The sequence below is a fragment of the Bifidobacterium bifidum ATCC 29521 = JCM 1255 = DSM 20456 genome, assembly GCF_001025135.1.
GTDB lineage: Bacteria > Actinomycetota > Actinomycetes > Actinomycetales > Bifidobacteriaceae > Bifidobacterium > Bifidobacterium bifidum.
Genome location: NZ_AP012323.1, coordinates 1836051 through 1857294 on the forward strand (window position 1 = coordinate 1836051; position 21244 = coordinate 1857294).

Here is a 21244-nt window from a genome sequence, read left to right on the forward strand (position 1 = left end):
TCACTTACCAGCCTTTCCGGCCTTGCGCAGGATGCGCTCGTCCGCGTACTTGATGCCCTTGCCCTTGTAGGGTTCCGGAGCACGCAGCTTGCGGATGTTAGCGGCGACCTGGCCAACGACCTGCTTGTCGGTGCCCTTGACGACCACTTCGTTAGCGTTCGGCAGTTCGAAAGTGATGCCTTCCGGCGGGTTGACGGTGATCGTGTGAGAGTAGCCGAGAGAGAACTCGATGCCCTTGCCCTTGGCGACGGCACGGTAACCGGTGCCGACGATGAGCAGGCGCTTCTCGAATCCATCGTGCACACCCTTGACCATCGAGGCGATGATCGAGCGGCTCAGACCGTGCTTGGCACGGGTGGGACGCAGGTCATCCGCGGCGGTCAGGATAATCTCGTTGCCTTCGACCTGAGCGGTGATGCCCTCAGGGATGACGTAGGAATCGGAACCCTTCGCACCCTTGGCGGAGAAGTTCTGACCCTCGATAGCGACTTCCACGCCAGCCGGGATGGTGACGGGGAGCTTACCAATATGCGATGCCATGTGTCAGCTCTCCTTTCTCACCACACGTAGGCGACGATCTCGCCGCCAATGCCCCGGTCGAGGCATTCCTTCTGGGTCATCAGTCCCGAGCTGGTCGAGATGATGGCGATGCCGAGGCCACCGAGCGGCATCGGCAGGGAGTCGGACTTCGCGTAGCGACGCAGGCCCGGCTTCGAAATGCGCTTGATGCCCTGGATGGAACGCTCGCCGTTCGGGCCGTACTTGAGGGTGACCTCAAGGTCCTGGCCGACCTTGGCTTCCTTGGCGGTGAAGTCCTTGATGTAGCCTTCGCGCTTCAGGATCTCGGCGATGTTCGCCTTGAACTTGGAGTACGGCATTTCCACGGTCTCGTGCTTTGCCGCGCTCGCGTTACGCAGACGCGTGAGCATGTCTGCGATCGGATCTGTCATTGTCATGTGGGCTTGTTGCCCTTTCTCGCCGTGGTTTCCGCCGCCCTAGCGCCTGCACTGCAGACGTTCGGGCCGCGGACCTTCAGCGTCGATGTTTACCAACTGGACTTAGTGACTCCGGGCAGCTCGCCGCGGTGGGCCTTCTCGCGAAGGCAGATGCGGCACAGGCCGAACTTACGGTACACGGAGTGGGGACGACCGCAGACCTGGCAGCGCGTGTAGGCGCGCACCTTGAACTTCGGCTTGCCGGCCGCCTTGTTCTTAAGAGCGGTTTTTGCCATATCAGTTCTCCTTGAAGGGGAAGCCGAGGTGCTTGAGCAGCACGCTTGCTTCCTTGTCGTCCTTGGTGCTGGTCACCACGGTGATGTCCATACCACGCTGGTGATCGATGCTGTCGGGGTCGATCTCGTGGAACATGGACTGCTCCGTGAGGCCGAAGTTGTAGTTGCCCTGACCATCGAACTGCTTGCCGTTGATGCCGCGGAAATCGCGGATACGCGGCAGAGCCAGCGTCAGAAGGCGATCCAGGAACTCCCACATGCGGTCGCCACGCAGGGTGACGTACGCACCGATGGCCTGGCCTTCACGCAGGTGGAACTGCGCGACGGACTTCTTGGCCTTGGTGATCTTCGGCTTCTGGCCGGTGATCAGAGTGAGGTCCTTGACGGCGCCTTCGATGAGCTTGGAGTCGCGGGCCGCAGCGCCGACGCCCATGGAGACGACGACCTTCTGGACACGAGCGACCTGCATGGGGTTGGAGTACTTGAACTCCTTCTCCAGTTCAGGAACGATGACGTCCTTGTACTGCTGCTTCAAGCGCGGAGTTGCCGGCGCCTCGATAGTGCTATCGGTCATGCCAGCTCCTTTCCGGACTTCTTGGCGACGCGCACGCGCACGGTCTTCACCTTGCCGTCACGAGCCTCCTGCTTAACATTCACGCCGACGCGGGTCGGCTCCTTGGTCTCCGGGTCGACCAGCATCACGTTGGAGCGATGGATCGGGGCCTCCACGGAGACGATGCCGGACTGCTGTCCCTGCTGCGTGGCGCGGACGTGCTTCTTGACGATCTGCACACCCTCGACGATCAGACGGTCGTTGGGCAGCACGCGGGTGACGGTGCCCTCCTTGCCGCGATCCTTGCCGCGGATGACCTTGACCAGGTCGCCGCTCTTGATCTTGGCTACCATGTCAGATCACCTCCGGAGCGAGGGACACGATGCGCATGAAGCGCTTGTCGCGCAGTTCACGGGCGATCGGTCCGAAGATACGAGTGCCCTTCGGTTCACGGCCGGAGCCGAGAATGACGGCGGCGTTCTCGTCGAACTTGATGTAGGAGCCGTCGACACGACGGTGCTCCTTGACGGTACGGACGACAACGGCCTTGACCACATCGCCCTTCTTGACCGACCCGCCAGGGATCGCGTCCTTGACCGAGGCGACAATGACGTCGCCCAGGCCGGCATAGCGTCGCTTCGATCCACCGAGCACGCGAATGGCAAGGAGTTCCTTGGCACCCGTGTTGTCGGCGACATGAAGCCGCGTTTCCTGCTGAATCATTGATTCTCCTTAGCCGAGCTGGTTCTCCCCGAGCACCCTGCCTGCCTATACCAGCGCAGGCAGGGTGTCTCGCGGAGCCTTGCCGAACTTGTTTACTTGGCGCGCTCGATGATGGATTCGAGACACCAACGCTTGGTCTTGCTCAGAGGCCGAGTTTCCATAATACTCACGAGGTCGCCAACATGGGCGTCGTTGTGTTCATCATGGGCCTTGACCTTCTTGGTGGAGCGAACGACCTTGCCGTACAGCGGGTGGGTCGAACGCTGTTCGAGCTCGACGGTGATGGTCTTGTCCATTGCCTCGGACACGACATAACCGCGACGAACCTTGCGGAAGTTGCGCTCTGTAGTATCAGCCATGCTTACTTCTCCTCCGACTTGGTCTCGGTAGCCTCAGGCTCCTGACTGATGCCGAGCTCACGCTCGCGCAGGACGGTGTACATCCTGGCGATGTCGTGCTTGACCGCCTTGAGGCGGGCAGTGTTGTCGAGCTGACCGGTGGCAGCCTGGAAGCGCAGGTTGAACAGCTCTTCCTTGGACTTCTTGAGGAAGCCCTCGATCTCTGCGTTGGTCTTCTCGTTCAGATTCTTGATTGCGTAATCAGCGGTACCGACTGCCATCAGATATCACCACCTTCACGTGCGATAATGCGGCACTTCATCGGAAGCTTGTCGATGGCGCGGCGCAGAGCCTCGCGAGCGACTTCCTCAGACACGCCGCCGATCTCGAACATCACACGGCCGGGGTGGATGTTGGCGATCCAGAACTCGGGGGTACCCTTACCGGAACCCATTCGGGCGCCCAGCGGGTGCTTGGTCAGCGGACGGTCGGGGAAGATGTTGATCCACACACGACCACCACGCTTGATGTAGCGGGTCATGGCGATACGCGCGGCCTCGATCTGACGGTTGGTCACGTACGCCGGGGCAAGCGCCTGAATGCCGTAATCGCCGAAAGCGATTTCGGTACCGCCCTTGGACATGCCAGAGCGGCCCGGACGATGCTGCTTACGATATTTGGTCCTCTTTGGGATAAGCATCAGCTCACTCCTTCGTTTCCGTTGCGGCAGGAGCCTCGGCGGCGGCCTGGGCCTCAGCCGGAGCGGCTTCGGTCGCGGCCTTCTGCTGAGCGCCGGCGGCACGGTTGCCACGGCGCGGGCGGCGATCGCCGCGACGGCCCTGACGGTTGTTGTTCTGCTGCGCCTGCTGCTCTTCGAACTCACGCTCGGTCATGTCGCCCTTGTAGATCCAGACCTTCACGCCGATGCGGCCGTAAGTGGTCTTGGCCTCGAAGAAGCCGTAATCAATCAGAGCGCGCAGGGTCTGCAGCGGAACGCGACCTTCGCGGTAGAACTCGGAACGGCTCATTTCCGCACCGCCGAGGCGGCCGGAGAGCTTGATACGGATGCCCTTGGCACCGGCGCGCATGGCGTCCTGCTGGGCCTTGCGCATGGCGCGACGGAAAGTGACGCGGTTGGTCAGCTGCTCCGCGATGCCCTGAGCGACGAGCTGGGCGTCCAGCGCGGCGTTCTTGACTTCGAAGATGTTGAGCTGGACCTGCTTGCCGGTCAGCTTTTCGAGCTTGGCGCGGACCTTCTCGGCCTCGGCGCCACGGCGTCCGATGACGATGCCCGGACGGGCGGCGTGGATGTCCACGCGCACGCGGTCACGGGTACGCTCGATGACGATACGGGACACGCCCGCACGCTCGAGATCCTTGTTCATGACCTTGCGGATCTTGTCGTCTTCGAGCACGAAATCACTGTAGCGCTCGCCGACCTTGTTGGAATCGGAGAACCACTTCGAGCGATGGCTCTCAGTGATGCCCAGACGGTATCCGAACGGGTTGATCTTCTGACCCATCTCAGCGATCCCCTTCCTTGTTGGCAACGATGACCGTGATGTGGCTGGTGCGCTTGTTGATACGAGCGGCACGGCCCTGTGCACGAGCACGGAAACGCTTCAGCGTAACGCCCTCGTCCACATAGGTCGTCTTGACGACCAGGTCATTCTCGCGGAACGGCTCACCGGCCTTGTCGGCCTTGACGCGAGCGTTGGCGATGGCGCTCTCCAGCACCTTGCGGACCGGAAGGGCCGCGGCCTGGGGGGCGAACTTCAAAATGGTAACGGCTTCGGTGGCCTTCTTGCCTCGGATGAGGTCGACCATGCGGCGAGCCTTGCGCGGCGTCACGCGGACGTGACGAGCGATTGCTTTAGCTTCCATAAGTCATTCTCTCCTTTAGCGGCGGGCCTTCTTGTCGTCCTTCACGTGACCCTTGAAGGTCTTCGTGGGGGCGAACTCACCGAGCTTGTGACCGACCATGGCCTCGGTGACGAACACCGGGACATGCTTGCGGCCGTCGTGAACAGCGAAGGTGTGTCCGATGAAATCAGGAGTGATCATCGAACGACGAGACCACGTCTTGATGACGTTCTTGGTCCCCTTCTCGTTCTGCTCGTCGACTTTCTTCTGCAAGTGGGCGTCGACGAAGGGGCCCTTCTTGATGCTACGAGTCATCTTCTCGATACTCCCTTTACTTGCGGTTCTTACCATTCGGACGACGACGAACAATCATCTTGTTCGAAGCCTTCTTCGGACGACGAGTACGAACCTCACCCTTGCCCCACGGCGAAACCGGCGGCTTGCCACCGCGGGTACGACCGCCGTGCGGGTGGTCGACGGGGTTCATGGACTCACCACGGGTCCACGGACGCTTGCCCATCCAACGGGCGCGACCGGCCTTGCCGAGCTGAATGTTGGCGTGCTCGGAGTTGCCGACCTCACCGATGGTGGCGCGGCAGCGAGCATCCACATTGCGGATTTCGCCGGACGGCATACGCAGCTGGGCGTAGGCACCGTCCTTGGCGACGAGCTGCACGGCGGCACCGGCGGAACGCGCGATCTTCGCGCCGCCCAGCGGACGGAGCTCGATGGCGTGCACGATCGTACCGGTCGGGATGTTCTTCAGCGGCAGGTTGTTGCCGGGCTTGATATCGGCCTTCTCGCCGGTCTCAATGGTGTCACCCTGCTTGATGCCCTCGGGGGCGATGATGTAACGCTTCTCGCCGTCGGCGTAGTGCAGCAGCGCGATGCGAGCGGTACGGTTCGGGTCGTACTCGATGTGAGCGACCTTGGCCGGCACGCCGTCCTTGTCCCAACGCTTGAAGTCGATGAGACGGTACTGGCGCTTGTGGCCACCGCCGCGGTGGCGGGAGGTCATACGGCCGTAAGAGTTACGACCGCCGGTCTTGCTGAGCTTGCGAACCAGCGACTTCTCAGGCGTGGTGCGCGTAAGCTCGGAGAAGTCCGAGACGGACGCGTTACGACGGCCCGCGGTCGTCGGCTTATAAACGCGGATAGCCATAATATAGTTCTTCCTTTAACTTTTCTCGGCTAACCTTCAGTTGCCAAAGATGTCGATCGACTGGCCCTCGGCAACGGTCACGATGGCGCGCTTCTGGGAAACACGCTGGCCGAAACCGGTGCGGGTGCGCTGGCGCTTGCCGGCGCGGTTGAGGGTGTTGACGTTCGTCACCTTGACCTTGAAGATCTCTTCGATAGCCTGCTTGATCTGCACCTTGTTCGCGTTCGGGGCCACCACGAAGGTGTACTGGCCGCGATCGGACAGGGCGTAGCTCTTCTCAGAGACGACAGGCTTCAGGATGATGTCATGTGCTGGCTTGTGAATAGCGACCATGATCAGGCCTCCTTGGCGGCCGGCTTGGTCTTCGCGTCGACGAAGGCCTCAAGGCCTTCCTTCGTGAAGACGACGTACTGAGCCGTGACCACATCGTACGTGTTGAGCTGATCGGCGAAGATCGGGTGAACGGTCGGGATGTTGCGCACCGACAGCCACTCGTTGACGTTATCGCGGGAGAACACCACGGTGGTGAACTTGTTCTCGGTCACCGGGGTGAGCGCGGCGATGGCGGCCTTGGTCGACGGGGTGTCGGTGACACCGAAGTCAACCACGACGACGCGGCCGGCGTTGGCGCGATCGGAAAGCACGTAGCGCAGGGCCGCGGCCTTCATCTTCTTGGGGGTGCGCTGCGAGTAGTCGCGCGGCTGCGGACCGAACACGGTGCCGCCGTGGTACCACTGCGGTGCACGGATGGAGCCCTGACGGGCACGACCGGTGCCCTTCTGCTTCCACGGCTTCTTGCCGCCGCCGGAAACCATGCCGCGGGTCTTGGTGGCGTGCGTGCCCTGACGGGCGGCAGCCAGCTGGGCCACGACGACCTGGTGGATCAGCGGGACGTGAGCCTGGACCTCGTCGGCGGTGTGGCCGAAGAGCTCGGCGGGCGCCTCAACGGAGCCAGTGGCCTGGCCCTTGCCGTCAGTGACGTTGAGAGTAACGTTTGCCATGATAATCAGGCTCCCTTCACTGCGGTGCGGACGAGGACGATGCCGCCCTTGGGGCCGGGAATGGCACCCTTGATGGCGAGGACATTGTTCTCGGCATCAGCGGACATGACGGTCAGGCTCTGGACGGTCGCGGTCACGTGACCCATGCGGCCGGCCATGCGCTTGCCCTTGAGGATACGGCTCGGAGTGGCGCATGCGCCGACGGAGCCGGGGCGACGTTCGTTCTTGTGAGAACCGTGGGTACGGCGGTAGGACTTGAAGCCCCAGCGCTTGATCGTGCCCGCGAAGCCCTTGCCCTTGGTGGTGCCGGTGACATCCACCTCTGAGCCCTCGGCGAAAGCGTCGATGGACAGCTCCTGGCCGGGCTCGTACTCGGCGGCGTCCTCGGTGCGCACCTCAACGAGGTGGCGACGCGGGGTCACGCCGGCCTTGGCGAAGTGACCAGCGAGCGGCTTGGTCACCTTGGTGGGATCAATCTGGCCGTAACCGATCTGGATGGCCTTGTAGCCATCGGTCTCCTCGGACTTGACGGCCGTGACCACGTTGGTGGACACATCCACCAGCGTGACGGGGACGAAGAAGCCGTTCTCGTCCCACACCTGCGTCATGCCGAGCTTGCGACCCAGCAGAGCCTTGTGGCTACCTCTTTGCGAAGTCATAACGATCCCTCCTCCCTTACAGCTTGATCTCGATGTTGACATCTGCAGGCAGATCGATGTGCATCAGAGAATCCACAGCCTTGGGGGTGGGGTCCACGATGTCGATGAGACGCTTGTGCGTGCGCATCTCGAAATGCTCGCGAGAATCCTTGTACTTGTGAGGAGAACGAATAACAACAAACACGTTCTTCTCGGTCGGCAGAGGAACCGGGCCCACCACAGTGGCACCCGCGTTCGTCACCGTCTCGACGATTTTCTTCGCCGATTGGTCGATGACCTCATGGTCATAGGACTTAAGCCTGATGCGGATTTTCTGTCCCGCCATTGCCGTCCGCCCTTTCTAGCGATTCGTTGACTATTACCATCCTGCTAAAGGGCACCGGCGAGCATGACACACGAAAATACTTTTCGCGGCCATAACCACATCAGTGCGTAGACATGCAAGAAGCCCGTCGAAACGGACCCCTTGTTCCACGCTCGCTTTTTTGATTCCAATTTGCGAGCCCAAAACAGGCAACTTGTTAATTAAAGCACCAGGGGTACCTATAGGGAATTCGGGCGTGTCGCACGCCCGAATCCTGCCATATCCCCTCAGGGCTGCCGCCCCTCGGCGTCGCCTACCGGCAGCCCACCGGGCTACCGGCCACACGGCTCCGCGGGCGTGTCGCACGCCCGAATCCTGTCATATTTCCTCAGGGCTGCCGCCCCTCGGCGCTATCTGCGTTTCGTGAGGTTGTCAGAGCACGATCCCCTCGGTATCACTGCCCTACGGTTGTTGGAATCATGCGGTTCCCGGAGCGCCTCTACTCTGCCATCAACCCCTCGAAATGCAGATAGCCCATTATTCTCGCCTCTCAGTGCGCCGATACACCTATCCGTACACGATTTTCAATGGGCTATCGGGAAAGGCAGTAGCCAAACGGCCCCGCGCACGGTTTTCGTGCTGTACGATGACAACCAACTTGGGAGAGACATTCAGGCTCGCCCTCGCCGCGCTGCGTTCGACGGTCGGCGATGCGAAGTTCCGTGAGATCGAGAAGACCTGGGTGCAGGAACATCAGGAGCAGTTCGACCCGACTGGTCTGAAGATTACCGCGACTTACTCCGACAAGTCCACGAAGGCCATCGACCCGACCGATGAGGCCGTGACCTATCACTACGACTTCGCGAAGCCGTCCGGCGCGGCGAAGATCACGGTGACCTATGACGGCCAGACCGCATCGTTCACGGTCAAGGTGACGGCCGATGCCGGAAACAAAACCGGCAACAACCCCAAGCAGCAGGCATCGCCGGTACAAAACGGCAGCACCTCGACGCAGCCGAACGGCGTGTCCAACCCGCTGTCCAAGACCGGCGCCAGCACGGCTCCGATCATAGCCCTGGCGGCACTCGCACTGCTGACGGGCGGCGTCAACGCGGACCCGTATGGCTGTTCGCCGCATGGCTGCGCCGGGAGCGCTCGCTGTGGGGCAACGCCGTGGCCGTGCTCGCCACATCGATGATGACGGTGGTCATCGCCTCGTTCGGGGACCGGCTGCCGCCGTTATGCGGGGCTGGTGGCAGCCAGGTTTCGTGCGATGCCGTGGCGCAGTATCGGCAGGGCATTCGCGCACTGCCTGACTGGCGTTCCTGGGCTGATGTGCAGGCATGGTGGCCGGCGTATTCCGTGCCGAAGGCGGCGTTGACGGCCGCGATCGTTTTCGCGCTGACGCAGTATGGCTCGGTGCTGTTCGTCAAAACGATGATTCGCGAATACGGGAAGCGATCCTACTTGGTGGCCTCATGGGTGTGGCACGCGGCGCTTGCCATCACCGGGTTCGCCGTCAATATGTGGCTGGGTGTCGTCGCGGTCGTCCTGCTGACGCGGTCAGTGGCGATACCGCTGCGATTCCGCGGGCAACGCGAAACCGATGATCGCCGGCGTCACCGAAGCGATGTGCCTGCTACTGGTGTTCATAGCGGTCATCATCATCTGTCCTCACCTGGCATAGCGGCGATCCGCCTCCCCTTCCTATCCGACTCCCTCCCCGACCATAGTCCCATTTCAGAGGCCGCAGAGGGGACTTTGGCGGGATGAGGTGGCCGTGTTGTTCGTGAGGCAGGTCACAGCGCAGGCGCTCCCCTATGTGAAGCCCGCGTTGAAGCGCCCCGCGTGCTGCATTATCGTAATCACCGTGACAAAATCGCAAGCTGCACAGATCAAACCCATCACGGCGCATCACGCCAACCAGCTGTACCAGCACGGCACGCTGGCGCTGCTGGTGCCCGGACTGCTCGAAGGCACCACGACCATCGGCGAACTGCTCACCCACGGCGACACCGGCATCGGAACCGGCGAAGGGCTCGACGGCGAGCTCATCATCCTCGACGGAGAGCTCATCATCCTCGACGGCGTCGCCTATAAGGTCGGACAAAGCGGCGTGGCGGAACGCGTGCCGGACGATTTCACCATGCCGTTCGCGAACGTGCATCACGCCGCGTTCCAATACCAGTGCGAGCGCCGCGATATCGGCCTGGAGGATCTCAACAACCGCATCGTCGAGGCGAACGGCCGCGCCAACACGTTCTTCTCGGTCATCGTGCGAGGCACCTTCAGCTTCATCAAGACGAGGGCGGTCATCAAACAGCAGGCCCCGTACCCGACTCTGGTAGAGGTCGCCGACCGGCAGGCGATGTTCCTGCGGCACGACGTGAAGGGCACGATGCTGGGATATTTCTCGCCGGAGATGTTTCATGGAGCCGCCGTCGCCGGTTTTCACGAGCATTTTCTGTCAGACGATCGCACGTTCGGCGGTCACGTGCTCGACGCGGTGCTCGATCACGGCAAGATATACAGTCAGGTGTTCGACACGCTGGTGCAGCATCTGCCGGTGGATGATCCTGAGTATCGCAACCACGATTTCCGGCATGATCCGATAGCCGAGGCGATCACCGCCGCGGAGGGAGACAAGGCAGGTAATTGACGGATTCAGTGGGTAGTCGCGAAGAGAAGATTAGTGGAGGTAATCACTGAATCCGCGTGACCACCCACCGGCACTACGTGCCACCTCCCGCCAGCGGGAGGCAGGAATGGCCTGAAATAATTGTGGGGGCCTTCCGCATAGGAAGACCCCCACATTGGTTCAATCACCTGGGATGGGTGATGTCATGCCATCGTCAGACGCGCTCGGACGCCTCTTCGGTGGCGGCCACGCCCTCACGCTCAACGCGAATCTTGTGGCCTTCGGCCTGCGGCACGCCGTAGTATGCGGCCACGGCGATGTCCTTCATGTCCTCGATCATCGGGATGCGCGGGTTGGCCGGGGTGCACTGGTCCTCGTAAGCGCGCATGCCGATCTGGTCGAGCACGCTCCAGAAGTAGTCCTCTTCCACGCCGCAGTCCTGGAAGGACTTGTTCATGCCGAGCTTGTTGTCGCGGTAGTCCTCGACGGCCTTCGCCAGGTTCTCGACGCCTTCGGCCGGGGTCTTGCCCGGGTCGATGCCGATGATGCGGGCGATGTCCTGGTAGCGCTTGTCGGCGACGTACTTGTTGTACTTCGGCCAGCTGGTCGGCTCCTCCGGGACGGCACCGTTGTAGCGGATCACGTACGGCAGCAGGATGGAGTTGGTGCGGCCGTGGGCGATGTGGCACAGGGCGCCGATGGTGTGGGCCATGCCGTGGCACATGCCGAGGAACGCGGAGCCGAACGCCATGCCGGCCATGGTGGCGGCGTTGTGCATCTTCTCCTGCGCGTCGGTCTTGGCGAGACCCGGCTCGCCGTTGACGGACTCGGCCAGGTTGTCCCAGATGAGCTTGGCCGCGTGCAGGGCCATGCCGTCGGTGAAGTCGTTCGCGTACACGGACACGTAGGCTTCCATGGAGTGGGTCAGGGCGTCGAAGCCGGCGTCGGAGGCCAGCTTGCGCGGCTGGGTGCGGGCCAGCACCGGGTCCACGATGGCCACGGACGGGGTCAGCGCGTAGTCGGTGATCGGGTACTTGTATCCGGTCTTGTGGTCGGTGATCACGGCGAACGGCGTCACCTCCGAACCAGTGCCCGACGAGGTCGGGATGCACACGAGCTTGGCCTTCTCGCCCAGCGGCGGGATGCGGAACGCGCGCTTGCGGATGTCGAAGAACTTCTCACGCACGTCGGAGAAGGAGATTTCCGGGTGCTCGTAGAGCAGCCACATGATCTTGGCCGCGTCCATCGGGGAGCCGCCACCGACCGCGATGATCGTGTCGGGCTCGAACTCCTCGCGCATCATCTCGGCGCCGCGCTCGACGGTCTCGACGGAGGGCTCCGGCTCGACGTAGTCGATGATTCGGAAGGTGACGCGATTGTCACGGGCGCGCAGCTGGTCGATGACCTTGTCGACGATGCCGAGCTGCTCCATCACCTTGTCGCACACGATGACGGCCTTCTCGATGCCGTGCATGTCGCGCAGGTACTTGATGGCGTTCGGCTCGAAGTACGTCTTGGCCGGAATCTTGAACCACTGCATGTTATTGTTCCTCCGAGCGATGCGCTTGATGTTGATCAGGTTCACGGCCTGGACGTTGCCGGACACCGAGTTGCCGCCGTAGGAGCCGCAGCCCAGGGTCAGCGACGGGGCAATCGCGTTGTAGATGTCGCCGATGCCGCCGAGCGAGCTCGGCTGGTTCCAGATGATGCGGCAGGCGTGCATGCGCAGGCCGTACTCGCGCACCAGCGCCTCGTTGTTCGTGTGGATGGCGGCGGTGTGGCCGGCACCGAGCTTGAGCATCTTCTCGCACATCTCGAAGGCCTGCTCCTTGTCGTCGGCCTTGAGCACGGCCTGCACCGGGGCGAGCTTCTCGTGGGTCAGCGGCTCGTCGTCGGAGACCTCCTTGCATTCGGCGGCGAGGATCGTCGCGTCGGCGGGGATCTCGAAGCCGGCGGCCTTGGCGATGAACTGCGGGGACTTGCCCGGCACCACGGAGTTGAGGACCGGCTTCTGGCCGGAGCCGGCGGTGCAGCCGAACATGTACTGCTCCAGCTTCGCCTTCTCGTCCGCGTTGACGAAGTATGCCTTGCGGCGCTTGAGCTCCTTGACGAGCGGCGCGTAGACGTCCTTGTGGGCGATGATGGCCTGCTCGGTGGCGCAGATCATGCCGTAATCGAAGTGCTTGGAGAGGATCAGGTCGTTCGCCGCACGTTCGATGTCCACATCGGTATCGATGTAGGCCGGAGCGTTGCCGGCGCCGACGCCGAGGGCGGGCTTGCCGGAGGAGTACGCGGCCTTGACCATGCCGGGGCCGCCAGTGGCCAGGATGGTGGCGACGCCCGGGTGCTTCATCAGCGCGCCGGTCGCCTCGATGGACGGGTGTTCGATCCACTGCACGCAGTTCTCGGGTGCGCCTGCTTCGATCGCGGCGTCGCGGACGATCTTCGCGGCGGCCACGGACGACTTCTGGGCGCCCGGGTGGAAGCCGAACACGATCGGACAGCGGGTCTTGAGTGCCAGCAGCGACTTGAAGATGGCGGTGGAGGTCGGGTTGGTGACCGGGGTGACACCGGCGACGACGCCGACCGGCTCGGCGACCTCGTCGATGCCCATGACCTCGTCCTCGCGGATCAGGCCGACGGTCTTCTGCCCGGCCATGTAGTGGGTGACGTGCTCGCAGGCGAAGATGTTCTTGGTGGCCTTGTCTTCGACGAGACCACGGCCGGTCTCATCGACGGCCATCTTCGCGAGCACCAGATGCTTGTTCAGGGCCGCGACGGACGCCTTGGCGACGATGCGGTCGACCTGCTTCTGATCGAGCTTCTCGAACTCGTCAAGGGCCTTGAGACCCTTCTTGACAAGGGCGTCGACCTCGGCTTCGGCCGCCGCGCGCTTCTCCTCGGGGCTCGGCTTGGCGGGCGCCTCGACCTGTGTTGCTTCTGCCATGAATACTCCTCGACTAGCTGTGGTTTCATTCCGTTGTCGTTGCCGCCATCACCTGGCGGATCATCCATCCACATGCTCGCTATTGCGCATCTGTGGCCTACGTCACAATCTACGTGATACACTGCGCAAACGCACACGAACAAAAACGACGGCGTTTCGTGTTTGTTTTTGGTATTTATTTGTTGCTATTTGTTACATTTAACCTTGTTTTGCTGCCGATATTCCACGAAATGATATCTTTTGTTCGCTTTTTGCGACATCGCACACCATCAAACGAATTTCCGAGACACAACTTATATAAAGTATGTTTATAAAAGTTGCACTCGTCAACAAACTTTTATAAAATTATTTATTAAAAGCGGTGTCATGCGTCCGGCACCACACGGAATCGACCCAGCAACGAGGCTCCAATGACGACCACGGACACCGACATCGCCACAACCCGAAACATCACCAAGACGCGCAACAGGCAGGCCATCATCCGCCACCTCGCAACGCACGGCAACGTCACCAAGCGCCAGCTGCAGCTCGATCTGCAGCTGAGCCTGCCGACCATCACCGGCAACATCCGCGCGCTCGAACACGACGGCATCATCGCTTCCGGCCCCCTGACCGACTCCACGGGCGGCCGCAAATCCCAAAGCTACCGGTTCAACCCGAGTCATCGCACCGCAATCGGCGTCACCATGCACCGCAGCACCCTGCGCCTATGCGCCATCGACCTGCAGGGGTGCCCCATCGCCACCCTCTCGCGCACGCTCCCCTATGCCAACACCAACGCCTACTACCAGCGGATGGGTTCGGCGATCAACGATTTCGCCGCGGAGACCGAAAAGGCCCACGGCCCCGTGCTCGGCGTATCCTTCGCCATCCCCGGTGCCATCTCGGCCGACGGCACCGTCATCACCTTCAACGACTCGACCGGAGCGACCGGCGTCACCATCGACACCATCGCCCAGTCGGTGCGCTACCCGCGTCAACTAATCCGCGAGGCCGCGGCCATCGCCATGACCGAAACGCTGCACGACACCGCCATCAGCGACGCCATATGCCTGTACCTGAACCGCAGACCCAGCGGCGCGCTCATCATGAACGGCCGCCTGCACCGCGGCCCGAACCTGTGCGATGGCGCCATCGAACACATGACGCTCGTCCCAGGCGGCAAACCGTGCCACTGCGGCAGGCGCGGCTGCATGGCCGCCTACTGCTCTCCCGAAAACCTGCCGGAGGACTACGAGAGCATCCCCGGCTTCTTCAGCGTGCTGGAGCAAGGCGAGACCCATCACCGCGAGCGCATGAACGACTGGCTCGACCACGTGGCGCTGGCCATCGCCAACGTGCGGTGCGTCATCTGCGCCGACGTCGTCATCGGCGGGGAGGCGGCGCTGTACCTCGACCACGACAACATCGCCGACCTGCAGCGGCGGGTCACGGCCCTCAGCGTGTTCGGCACCGACCATCTCACCCTTCGGCTGAGCCGCAGCGACGAGAACAGCGGCGCCATCGGCGCGGCCATGCAGTTCACCGACCCCTACATGGACGCGCTGTGCGGCTGGAACACGGGCCCGCACCCGTCCTCGCCCGCTCCGACACGGACGAAAATCGACACCGCTACAATGGGTGTATGAAACACGCGATACCTCAGCGGTATGCAATCCCTCATCGCTATGCGACACGACCGGGCCTGTACTTCACGGAAGACGGCGGCGCCGATGTCATCGTCCGTTCCGAAACAGCCGATCAGGTGTGGCTCTGCATCTACGAGAAGGTCGATCAACCCACCGCCTTCTTCAACGACGCCATCCGCATCTTCGATGATTCAGCAACGCCGTTCATCAACGAAATACACGAGCACGCCGTCTGCACGCGCATCATCGAGCCCATGTACGTGCGCGAGACGCTGTTCCGCATGGATGGGCCGAACTACGGCCTGTGGTACGTGCATCTTCCCAAGGCGTGGGACGGCATGCGCTACGCCTACCGAGTGGACGGCGCGTGGGATCCGAGCAAGGGGCTGCGGTTCAACCCGTACAAGCTGCTGCTCGACCCGTATGGCAAGGGGATCGACGGCCGCATGAAGCTGTCGCCGGCCGCGTTCTCATACCAGTGCGACGTCAACGAGGACGGCAAGGTGCGCGGCTCCGCGTTCGGGCCGATGAGCACCGTCGACGCACTGGGCAACATGCCCGTGTCGGTGGCCATCGACGACCGGGACAAGAGCAAGCACGACGCCGACCCCTCGCACCCGCACGTGCCGTGGAGCAAGACCGTGCTGTATGAGCTGCACGTCAAGGGATTCACCGCGAACGCACCCTGGCTGCCCAAGGAACTGCGCGGCACGTACGCGGGCCTCGCCCACCCGACCACGCTCTCGTACCTGCAATCCCTGGGCGTCACCTCCATCGAGCTGCTGCCCATCCAGGCCAAGCAGGACGAGCTGTTCCTGCAGGAGCGCGGGCGGCACAACTACTGGGGGTACTCGCCACTCAGCTACTTCTCCCCCGAGCCTTCGTACGCCACTGCCGAAGCCCAGCGCAAGGGGGCCCGGGCGGTCCGCGACGAGGTCATCGGCATGGTGCGCGCGCTGCATGAGGCCGGGTTCGAGGTCATCATGGACGTGGTGTACAACCACACCTGCGAAGGCGGCGTGGAAGGGCCGACGACATGCTGGCGCGGTCTGGACGCGCTCTTGTATTACCGGCGTCAGAAGGGCAATATCGGGCGGCTTGAGGACACCACCGGCTGCGGCAACACCTTCGACTTCACCAACACGCACGTGGTGACGTTCGCCGTGGACTCGCTGCGGTATTGGGCCAAGCGCATCGGCATCGACGGGTTCCGATTCGATCTCGGCGTGTCGCTGGCGCGGCTGGACGGGGACTTCACCAAGCATCACCCGTTCCTGTATGCGTTGCGTTCCGACCTGCTGCTCGGCAACCTGAAACTCATCATGGAGCCTTGGGACCTGGGGCCGCAGGGATGGAGGACCGGCGGATTCGGCATGCCGTTCAGCGAGTGGAACGACCGGTTCCGCGACACGGTGCGCCGATTCTGGATCACCGACACCCAACCGGGGGCGCCCAGCGGTATCGGCATGCAGGAGATGGCCACGCGACTGTGCGGTTCATCCGACCTGTTCGCCACGGAGCCCGGGCGCGGATGCGTGTCCTCGATCAACTACGTCTCGTGCCACGACGGATTCACGCTCACCGACCTGACCCGATACGCGGTCAAGCACAACGAGGCCAACGGCGAGAACAATATCGACGGATCGAACGTGAACCACTCCGCGAACTTCGGTGTCGAGGGGCCGTCCGACGACCCGGCGATCATCCGCAAACGCGAGCAGGCCGCCATGAACATGCTCGGCACGCTGATGCTGTCGCTGGGCACACCGATGATGCTGGCGGGCGACGAATTCGGCAACTCGCAGAGCGGCAACAACAACGCCTATGCGCAGGACAACGACATCACCTGGCTGAACTGGGACTGGATATACCAGCCCCGCAAAACCATGCAGATGCACCGCCTGGAGACGGTGTCCCGACTGCTGTCGATACGCAAATCGCTGGGACTGTACCATCACGAGGAGTTCTTCACGCGGCTCACGCAGCTCGGCCTGTTCAAGCCGTCGAGCCGCGTGCAATGGTATCTGCCCGACGGCACCACACCGATGGATCGGGACTGGTTCGACACGACGATACGCAGCTTCGCGATGCGACTGCTCTCGCAGGATGAGGTCGATGTGCTCATCGTGATCAACGGCGTCGACGAGGTACGCCGGTTCACCCTGCCGAGCGACTGCTCCTGGCAGTGCGACTGGAGTTCCGCGACCGCGGTCGGACTGCGGCCGGCGCCGGGCGATCGGCTGCAGCGTATCGGCAAGAACCAGGCGCTGCGCAGCAACTGGATCATGTCCGTCAGCGAGAAGGACAACATCCATCAGCTGTTGAAGACCGTTCAGGCGTCGCTGGCCGAGCAGGACAAGCTGGATCTGCTTGGCGCCACCACAGAGCATGCCGATGTGCTGTTCGAGGATGACGAGCAGGCCCCGGGCGTTGGCGCGGATGTTTCGGCGACCATGTCTGCGGCCAGTACCGTGCATGGCGCTTCCGCGTCGGCCCGTGATGGCGGCAACGCTACGGTTAACGGGTCGGTGGTATGGACGATGCCCGCACTCAGCATCAGCGTGATGCGCAGGCTGCAGTAGAGGTGCTCATAACGAACGAGGCCCTTCCGGGAAACGATGTTTCCGAAAGGGCCTCGCGATAGCCAGAACTGGCGTATATTAACGCTTCGAGAACTGCGGAGCGCGACGTGCCTTGTGCAGACCAGCCTTCTTGCGTTCCACGACACGGGAGTCGCGGGTCAGCATGCCGGCCTTCTTCAGGGCGGCGCGGTTGGCGTCACGGTCGATGGCGTTCAGAGCGCGGGCAACGCCGAGACGGATGGCACCGGCCTGACCGGTGGTGCCGCCGCCGTCAACGAGGACGATCGCGTCGAACTTGCCTTCGAGCTTGAGCAGCACGATCGGGGAGTTGACCTCACGCTGCAGCAGCTTGGAGGGGAAGTACTCCTCCAGGGTGCGCTTGTTGATGGTCCACTTGCCGGTGCCGGGAACCAGACGCACGCGGGCGACGGCTTCCTTGCGGCGGCCGGTGCCGTAGCCCGGAGCAATCGCGGAAGTGCCGGTGCCGGCACCCGCGTTGGTCTCGGTGGTGTAGCTGGTGAGCTCCTCTTCGGTTGCCTGAACCGCGGAGTCGTTGGTGTTTTCAGCCATGATTCTCTATCTCCCTTCGGTTCACTTGGCCTGCTGCGAGACCTGAGCGATCTCGAAAACCTGCGGCTGCTGCGGGGTGTGCGGATGCTCGGCACCACGGAAGATGCGGAGACGGTCCAGCTGCACCTTGGACAGACGGTTCTTCGGCAGCATGCCCTTGACGGCAGCCTTGATGATGCGCTCCGGCTTGTTCGCCAGCAGCTCGGCGTAGCTATCGCGACGCAGGCCACCGGGACGACCGGAGTGCGAGTACAGTTCCTTGCCCATCTTGTTGCCGGTCAGAGCGATCTTGTCGGCATTGATGATGATCACGTGGTTACCGGAATCGGCGTGAGGCGCGTAGGTCGGCTTGTTCTTGCCGCGCAGCAGCGTGGCGACCTGAGTGGCCAGACGACCGAGCACCACGTCGGTGGCGTCGATGATGTACCAGTCATGAGTCAAATCGGCTGGTTTCGGAGTGAAAGTTTTCACTGGTGTACCTTTTCTTGCTTATTGTGTTCCGGGCTTGGACTGCCGCGCTGGTCAGGCTTGGCGGTTTCGGCCTCATTATCCGTGGGCTCCCTGAAAGTCCTCGATGGCGAGTGGGAAAGCGCTTTGAAGGACCCCTTAGGGAAACACAACAATCCTCTATGATAACGCCACCTTTGACATTTCGCAACGCCGCACGACACACTTCATCATCCGGCCGAACGACACCTCATGTACGGCCGGATGGCATGCCCATATCGCACCCTCAGCGCCCCTGCATGACCTTGGCGAGCGAGAGCAGACGCGTGTTGGAGAACAGCTCCTCCAGCGGCACGACATTGCCCTTGCCGTCGGCCAGCGGGATGCGCCAGTTCGGATATTCGTTGTTGGTGCCGGGCTGGTTCTGGGCGCGTCGCTCTCCCACGCCGTCCACGATGGACGCCGCGAGCAGCTTGCACGGGGAGCCGCGCAGACCGCGGTACAGCGCCTCGACGATCTCCTGCTCGTGGGCTTTCTCATCCTTCAGCAGGTCGGGGTCGAGATAACCGTTGACGATCAGCATGACCATCATGGCCTTGTGCTCGGCGCGCGCGTTCTGCTCGAAGTCCTCGACCGATCCTTCGATCAGTCCCAGGCGCTCGCGCAGTTCGACGTGCTCGTACGCGAGATATCCGGCTGCGGGCGGCAGGTCGTGCGTGTTCACCGAAGCGAGCGAGAACTCGCGCCAATCCTTCGGGGCGCGGAACTTGCCGTCCATCTGCTCGAACCATTCGACGGCGCAACCCAGCACCTGATGCGCGGACAGCGACGTCGAGACGTGGTCCGGCACGACGCCCAGATCCTCGCCGACGACCACGCCGTGGGCGCGCGACGCCTCAAGTGCCAGGATGCCGAGCATGATCTCGGAATCGTACTGCACATAGGCGCCGTCCTTGGGCGCGTGCCCGGAGGGGATCCACCACAGGCGGAACAGGCCGAGGATGTGGTCGATGCGCACCGCGCCTGCATGGGCGAACATGCCCTGCACCATGTGACGATACGTGAGGTAGCCGGTGTTCTCCAGCTCGATCGGGTTGAGTGGCGGCTGGCTCCAGTCCTGCCCCTGCTGGTTGAAGTAATCCGGCGGCGCGCCGACCGTGGCGCCCTTGGCGAAACGCTCCGGGTTCCACCACACGTCGGAGCCGGACGGATGCACGCCGACCGCCATGTCGGCCATGAGGCCGATCTGCATGCCGGCGTCCTTCGCGGCCTGCTGAGCGGCTTCCAGCTGCTCGTCGGCGATCCATTCCAACCAGCGGTAGAAGTCCAAGGTGTCGGGGAACTGTCGACGCAGCCCCTGCACCTCGTCGCTGTTCTTGTCGAGGCGCTTCTCCCAGCTGTCGGCTTCGCCGGTCGGCGCGCCCCACTTGTCGTAGCACAGGCACCACGTGGCGTAGGCCTCGAGCCCTTCGGCGGACGTGCTCTTGTAGTCGTCGAACGCCTTCTGACGCTCCTCGCTGCGCCCGGCCTTAAAAATCAGCCACAGGGCGTGCATCTTCACGCGCCACATCGAATCACGGTCGATAATCTGCGCGTCCCCGTTCAGCGGTTCGGCCTGCGCGTGCAGCTCGCCGATCTGCGATTTCAGGTCATCGCCGAGGCCGGCATATTCCTCGATCGCCTCGGGACGAATGTACGTGAAGTTGATGAAGCGGCGGGAAATCGGCAGGTACGGCGACGGGGTGAGCGGCGCTACCGGCTCGCACGCGTGCAGCGGGTTGACCAGCATGAAATCGGCGCCGGTCTTGCTGTGCGAATCGACCATGAGGGTCTTGAGGTCCTCGAAATCACCCACGCCCCAGGATCCGGCGGACCGGATGGAATACAGCTGGGCCATCCAGCCCCACAGCTGGTCATGTTCCATGGCCGGCAGCATCGGAATACGCTCGGGGGCGCTGATCAGCGTGGCGTCCTGCGTGCGGTCGCCCACGCTGACATGCAGCGTATGGTATCCCATCGGCAGATCCGCGGGTATGGTGATGGATGCCGTCGCCACGAACTTGCCGTCGACCTCGTACGCCTGCGATCCGTCTCCGGCTCCCGGCTCCAGCGCACCCTGGTATTCGTCGCCGTTTTCCAGCGTGATGGTTGCGGAGGGAATCTGCATGATACCGGTGTTGAGCAGCACACGATCTTCCTTGCCGACGACATGCAACACGGTCGGGGCGACGAGACGCCCGTGGCGCTCGCGAAGGATACGGACAACGGAATCATCGATGGCGTCATCGTCATGGGCGTCCACGCCCAACGCACCCAGCAACGCCTTCAGGACATCATCATCGATCTCGTGATAGTCGTCGCTCATGCCGATGTAGCTCGTGGCCAATCCAACCAGACGCGCCAGATGGATTAGCGGACGCGCGAGACGCTCCGCACTTTCTGTACTCTCTGTCATATTCCTTAGTGTAAGCCCGCTTTTGCTCGGCACGCTTACGTATACCGCGAATTGCGCCAGATTTTACCCGCGATTATCGCCTGATCCGCCGGCGGCGGACGGGTCGGAACGAAACGGGGTCAGTACGGGGGTGGCAGGAGGGA

26 protein-coding genes are annotated in these 21244 nt (G+C 62.7%); 5 read left to right on the top strand and 21 right to left on the bottom strand.

All coding sequences use genetic code 11. The features are described from left to right. From rplF to rpsJ, 17 genes are all read right to left on the bottom strand, one after another. The gene (gene rplF, locus BBBF_RS07700) at positions 1–540 is read right to left on the bottom strand and encodes a 50S ribosomal protein L6 (protein ID WP_003814536.1); all 540 of its coding nucleotides are present in this window, start codon (positions 538–540) and stop codon (positions 1–3) included. Between the two features lie 17 nt (positions 541–557). Beyond that, positions 558–956 carry a 30S ribosomal protein S8 gene (gene rpsH / locus BBBF_RS07705; protein WP_003814533.1) on the bottom strand — a complete coding sequence of 133 codons (399 nt, stop codon included), beginning with the start codon at positions 954–956 and terminating at the stop codon, positions 558–560. A gap of 89 nt (positions 957–1045) precedes the next feature. After that, positions 1046–1231, bottom strand: coding sequence for a type Z 30S ribosomal protein S14 (locus BBBF_RS07710; protein WP_003814530.1), 186 nt, complete (start codon positions 1229–1231; stop codon positions 1046–1048). Position 1232: 1 nt separating this feature from the next. Beyond that, positions 1233–1805 (bottom strand): 50S ribosomal protein L5, encoded by a 573-nt coding sequence (rplE, locus tag BBBF_RS07715; protein ID WP_003814525.1) that lies wholly within the window; start codon positions 1803–1805, stop codon positions 1233–1235. Continuing rightward, on the bottom strand, positions 1802–2137 hold the full coding sequence (rplX, locus tag BBBF_RS07720) for a 50S ribosomal protein L24 (protein ID WP_003814523.1): 336 nt from the start codon (positions 2135–2137) through the stop codon (positions 1802–1804). The genes rplE and rplX overlap by 4 nt, the downstream gene beginning before the upstream one ends. A 1-nt stretch (position 2138) precedes the next feature. After that, positions 2139–2507, bottom strand: coding sequence for a 50S ribosomal protein L14 (gene rplN / locus BBBF_RS07725; RefSeq protein ID WP_003814521.1), 369 nt, complete (start codon positions 2505–2507; stop codon positions 2139–2141). Positions 2508–2599: 92 nt separating this feature from the next. Next, positions 2600–2866 (bottom strand): 30S ribosomal protein S17, encoded by a 267-nt coding sequence (gene rpsQ / locus BBBF_RS07730; protein WP_021648355.1) that lies wholly within the window; start codon positions 2864–2866, stop codon positions 2600–2602. Positions 2867–2868: 2 nt separating this feature from the next. Beyond that, on the bottom strand, positions 2869–3126 hold the full coding sequence (gene rpmC, locus BBBF_RS07735) for a 50S ribosomal protein L29 (protein WP_003814517.1): 258 nt from the start codon (positions 3124–3126) through the stop codon (positions 2869–2871). Continuing rightward, positions 3126–3545 (bottom strand): 50S ribosomal protein L16, encoded by a 420-nt coding sequence (gene rplP / locus BBBF_RS07740; protein WP_003814515.1) that lies wholly within the window; start codon positions 3543–3545, stop codon positions 3126–3128. Before rplP ends, rpmC begins: the two co-directional genes overlap by 1 nt. Before the next feature lie 4 nt (positions 3546–3549). Then, positions 3550–4368 carry a 30S ribosomal protein S3 gene (rpsC, locus tag BBBF_RS07745; RefSeq protein WP_003814512.1) on the bottom strand — a complete coding sequence of 273 codons (819 nt, stop codon included), beginning with the start codon at positions 4366–4368 and terminating at the stop codon, positions 3550–3552. A 1-nt stretch (position 4369) separates the two neighbouring features. Beyond that, positions 4370–4729, bottom strand: a complete 360-nt coding sequence (gene rplV, locus BBBF_RS07750) for a 50S ribosomal protein L22 (RefSeq protein ID WP_003814510.1) — start codon at positions 4727–4729, stop codon at positions 4370–4372. 15 nt (positions 4730–4744) lie between these two features. Continuing rightward, the gene (gene rpsS / locus BBBF_RS07755; RefSeq protein ID WP_003814508.1) at positions 4745–5023 is read right to left on the bottom strand and encodes a 30S ribosomal protein S19; all 279 of its coding nucleotides are present in this window, start codon (positions 5021–5023) and stop codon (positions 4745–4747) included. 16 nt (positions 5024–5039) lie between these two features. After that, a complete protein-coding gene (gene rplB, locus BBBF_RS07760; protein WP_003814500.1) occupies positions 5040–5870 on the bottom strand; it encodes a 50S ribosomal protein L2 in 831 nt (276 codons plus the stop codon). Positions 5871–5906: 36 nt separating this feature from the next. After that, positions 5907–6203 (bottom strand): 50S ribosomal protein L23, encoded by a 297-nt coding sequence (gene rplW / locus BBBF_RS07765; protein WP_003814498.1) that lies wholly within the window; start codon positions 6201–6203, stop codon positions 5907–5909. 2 nt (positions 6204–6205) lie between these two features. Further along, positions 6206–6871, bottom strand: coding sequence for a 50S ribosomal protein L4 (gene rplD, locus BBBF_RS07770; RefSeq protein WP_003815665.1), 666 nt, complete (start codon positions 6869–6871; stop codon positions 6206–6208). Positions 6872–6876: 5 nt separating this feature from the next. Next, on the bottom strand, positions 6877–7530 hold the full coding sequence (gene rplC, locus BBBF_RS07775; protein ID WP_003814493.1) for a 50S ribosomal protein L3: 654 nt from the start codon (positions 7528–7530) through the stop codon (positions 6877–6879). Between the two features lie 16 nt (positions 7531–7546). Then, the gene (gene rpsJ / locus BBBF_RS07780) at positions 7547–7855 is read right to left on the bottom strand and encodes a 30S ribosomal protein S10 (RefSeq protein ID WP_003808013.1); all 309 of its coding nucleotides are present in this window, start codon (positions 7853–7855) and stop codon (positions 7547–7549) included. A gap of 637 nt (positions 7856–8492) precedes the next feature. Between rpsJ and BBBF_RS07785 the strand changes: the two genes are divergently transcribed. The 3 genes from BBBF_RS07785 to budA all read left to right on the top strand — a co-directional run bounded on the left by BBBF_RS07785 (position 8493) and on the right by budA (position 10493). Continuing rightward, complete coding sequence (locus tag BBBF_RS07785) at positions 8493–9032, top strand: bacterial Ig-like domain-containing protein (RefSeq protein ID WP_003820218.1); 540 nt, start codon at positions 8493–8495, stop codon at positions 9030–9032. After that, on the top strand, positions 9008–9607 hold the full coding sequence (locus tag BBBF_RS07790; RefSeq protein WP_231855217.1) for a hypothetical protein: 600 nt from the start codon (positions 9008–9010) through the stop codon (positions 9605–9607). The genes BBBF_RS07785 and BBBF_RS07790 overlap by 25 nt, the downstream gene beginning before the upstream one ends. 97 nt (positions 9608–9704) lie before the next feature. Beyond that, complete coding sequence (gene budA / locus BBBF_RS07795; protein ID WP_179664928.1) at positions 9705–10493, top strand: acetolactate decarboxylase; 789 nt, start codon at positions 9705–9707, stop codon at positions 10491–10493. Between the two features lie 193 nt (positions 10494–10686). Here the strand turns inward: budA and adhE are convergent, their stop codons facing one another. Continuing rightward, a complete protein-coding gene (gene adhE, locus BBBF_RS07800) occupies positions 10687–13419 on the bottom strand; it encodes a bifunctional acetaldehyde-CoA/alcohol dehydrogenase (protein ID WP_003814487.1) in 2733 nt (910 codons plus the stop codon). Positions 13420–13829: 410 nt separating this feature from the next. Between adhE and BBBF_RS07805 the strand changes: the two genes are divergently transcribed. Beyond that, on the top strand, positions 13830–15047 hold the full coding sequence (locus tag BBBF_RS07805) for an ROK family protein (RefSeq protein WP_021648349.1): 1218 nt from the start codon (positions 13830–13832) through the stop codon (positions 15045–15047). Then, positions 15044–17629: a glycogen debranching protein GlgX gene (glgX, locus tag BBBF_RS07810; protein ID WP_021648348.1), complete on the top strand. Its 2586-nt coding sequence runs from the start codon at positions 15044–15046 to the stop codon at positions 17627–17629. The genes BBBF_RS07805 and glgX overlap by 4 nt, the downstream gene beginning before the upstream one ends. Positions 17630–17707: 78 nt before the next feature. On the opposite strand, the gene rpsI is transcribed toward glgX, so the two are convergent. The 3 genes from rpsI to malQ form a co-directional block, all read right to left on the bottom strand. Beyond that, positions 17708–18199, bottom strand: coding sequence for a 30S ribosomal protein S9 (gene rpsI, locus BBBF_RS07815; RefSeq protein WP_003814481.1), 492 nt, complete (start codon positions 18197–18199; stop codon positions 17708–17710). A gap of 21 nt (positions 18200–18220) precedes the next feature. Then, positions 18221–18670, bottom strand: a complete 450-nt coding sequence (gene rplM / locus BBBF_RS07820; protein WP_003814479.1) for a 50S ribosomal protein L13 — start codon at positions 18668–18670, stop codon at positions 18221–18223. A 262-nt stretch (positions 18671–18932) separates the two neighbouring features. Further along, positions 18933–21101: a 4-alpha-glucanotransferase gene (malQ, locus tag BBBF_RS07825; protein WP_021648346.1), complete on the bottom strand. Its 2169-nt coding sequence runs from the start codon at positions 21099–21101 to the stop codon at positions 18933–18935. Between the last annotated feature and the right edge of the window lie 143 nt (positions 21102–21244).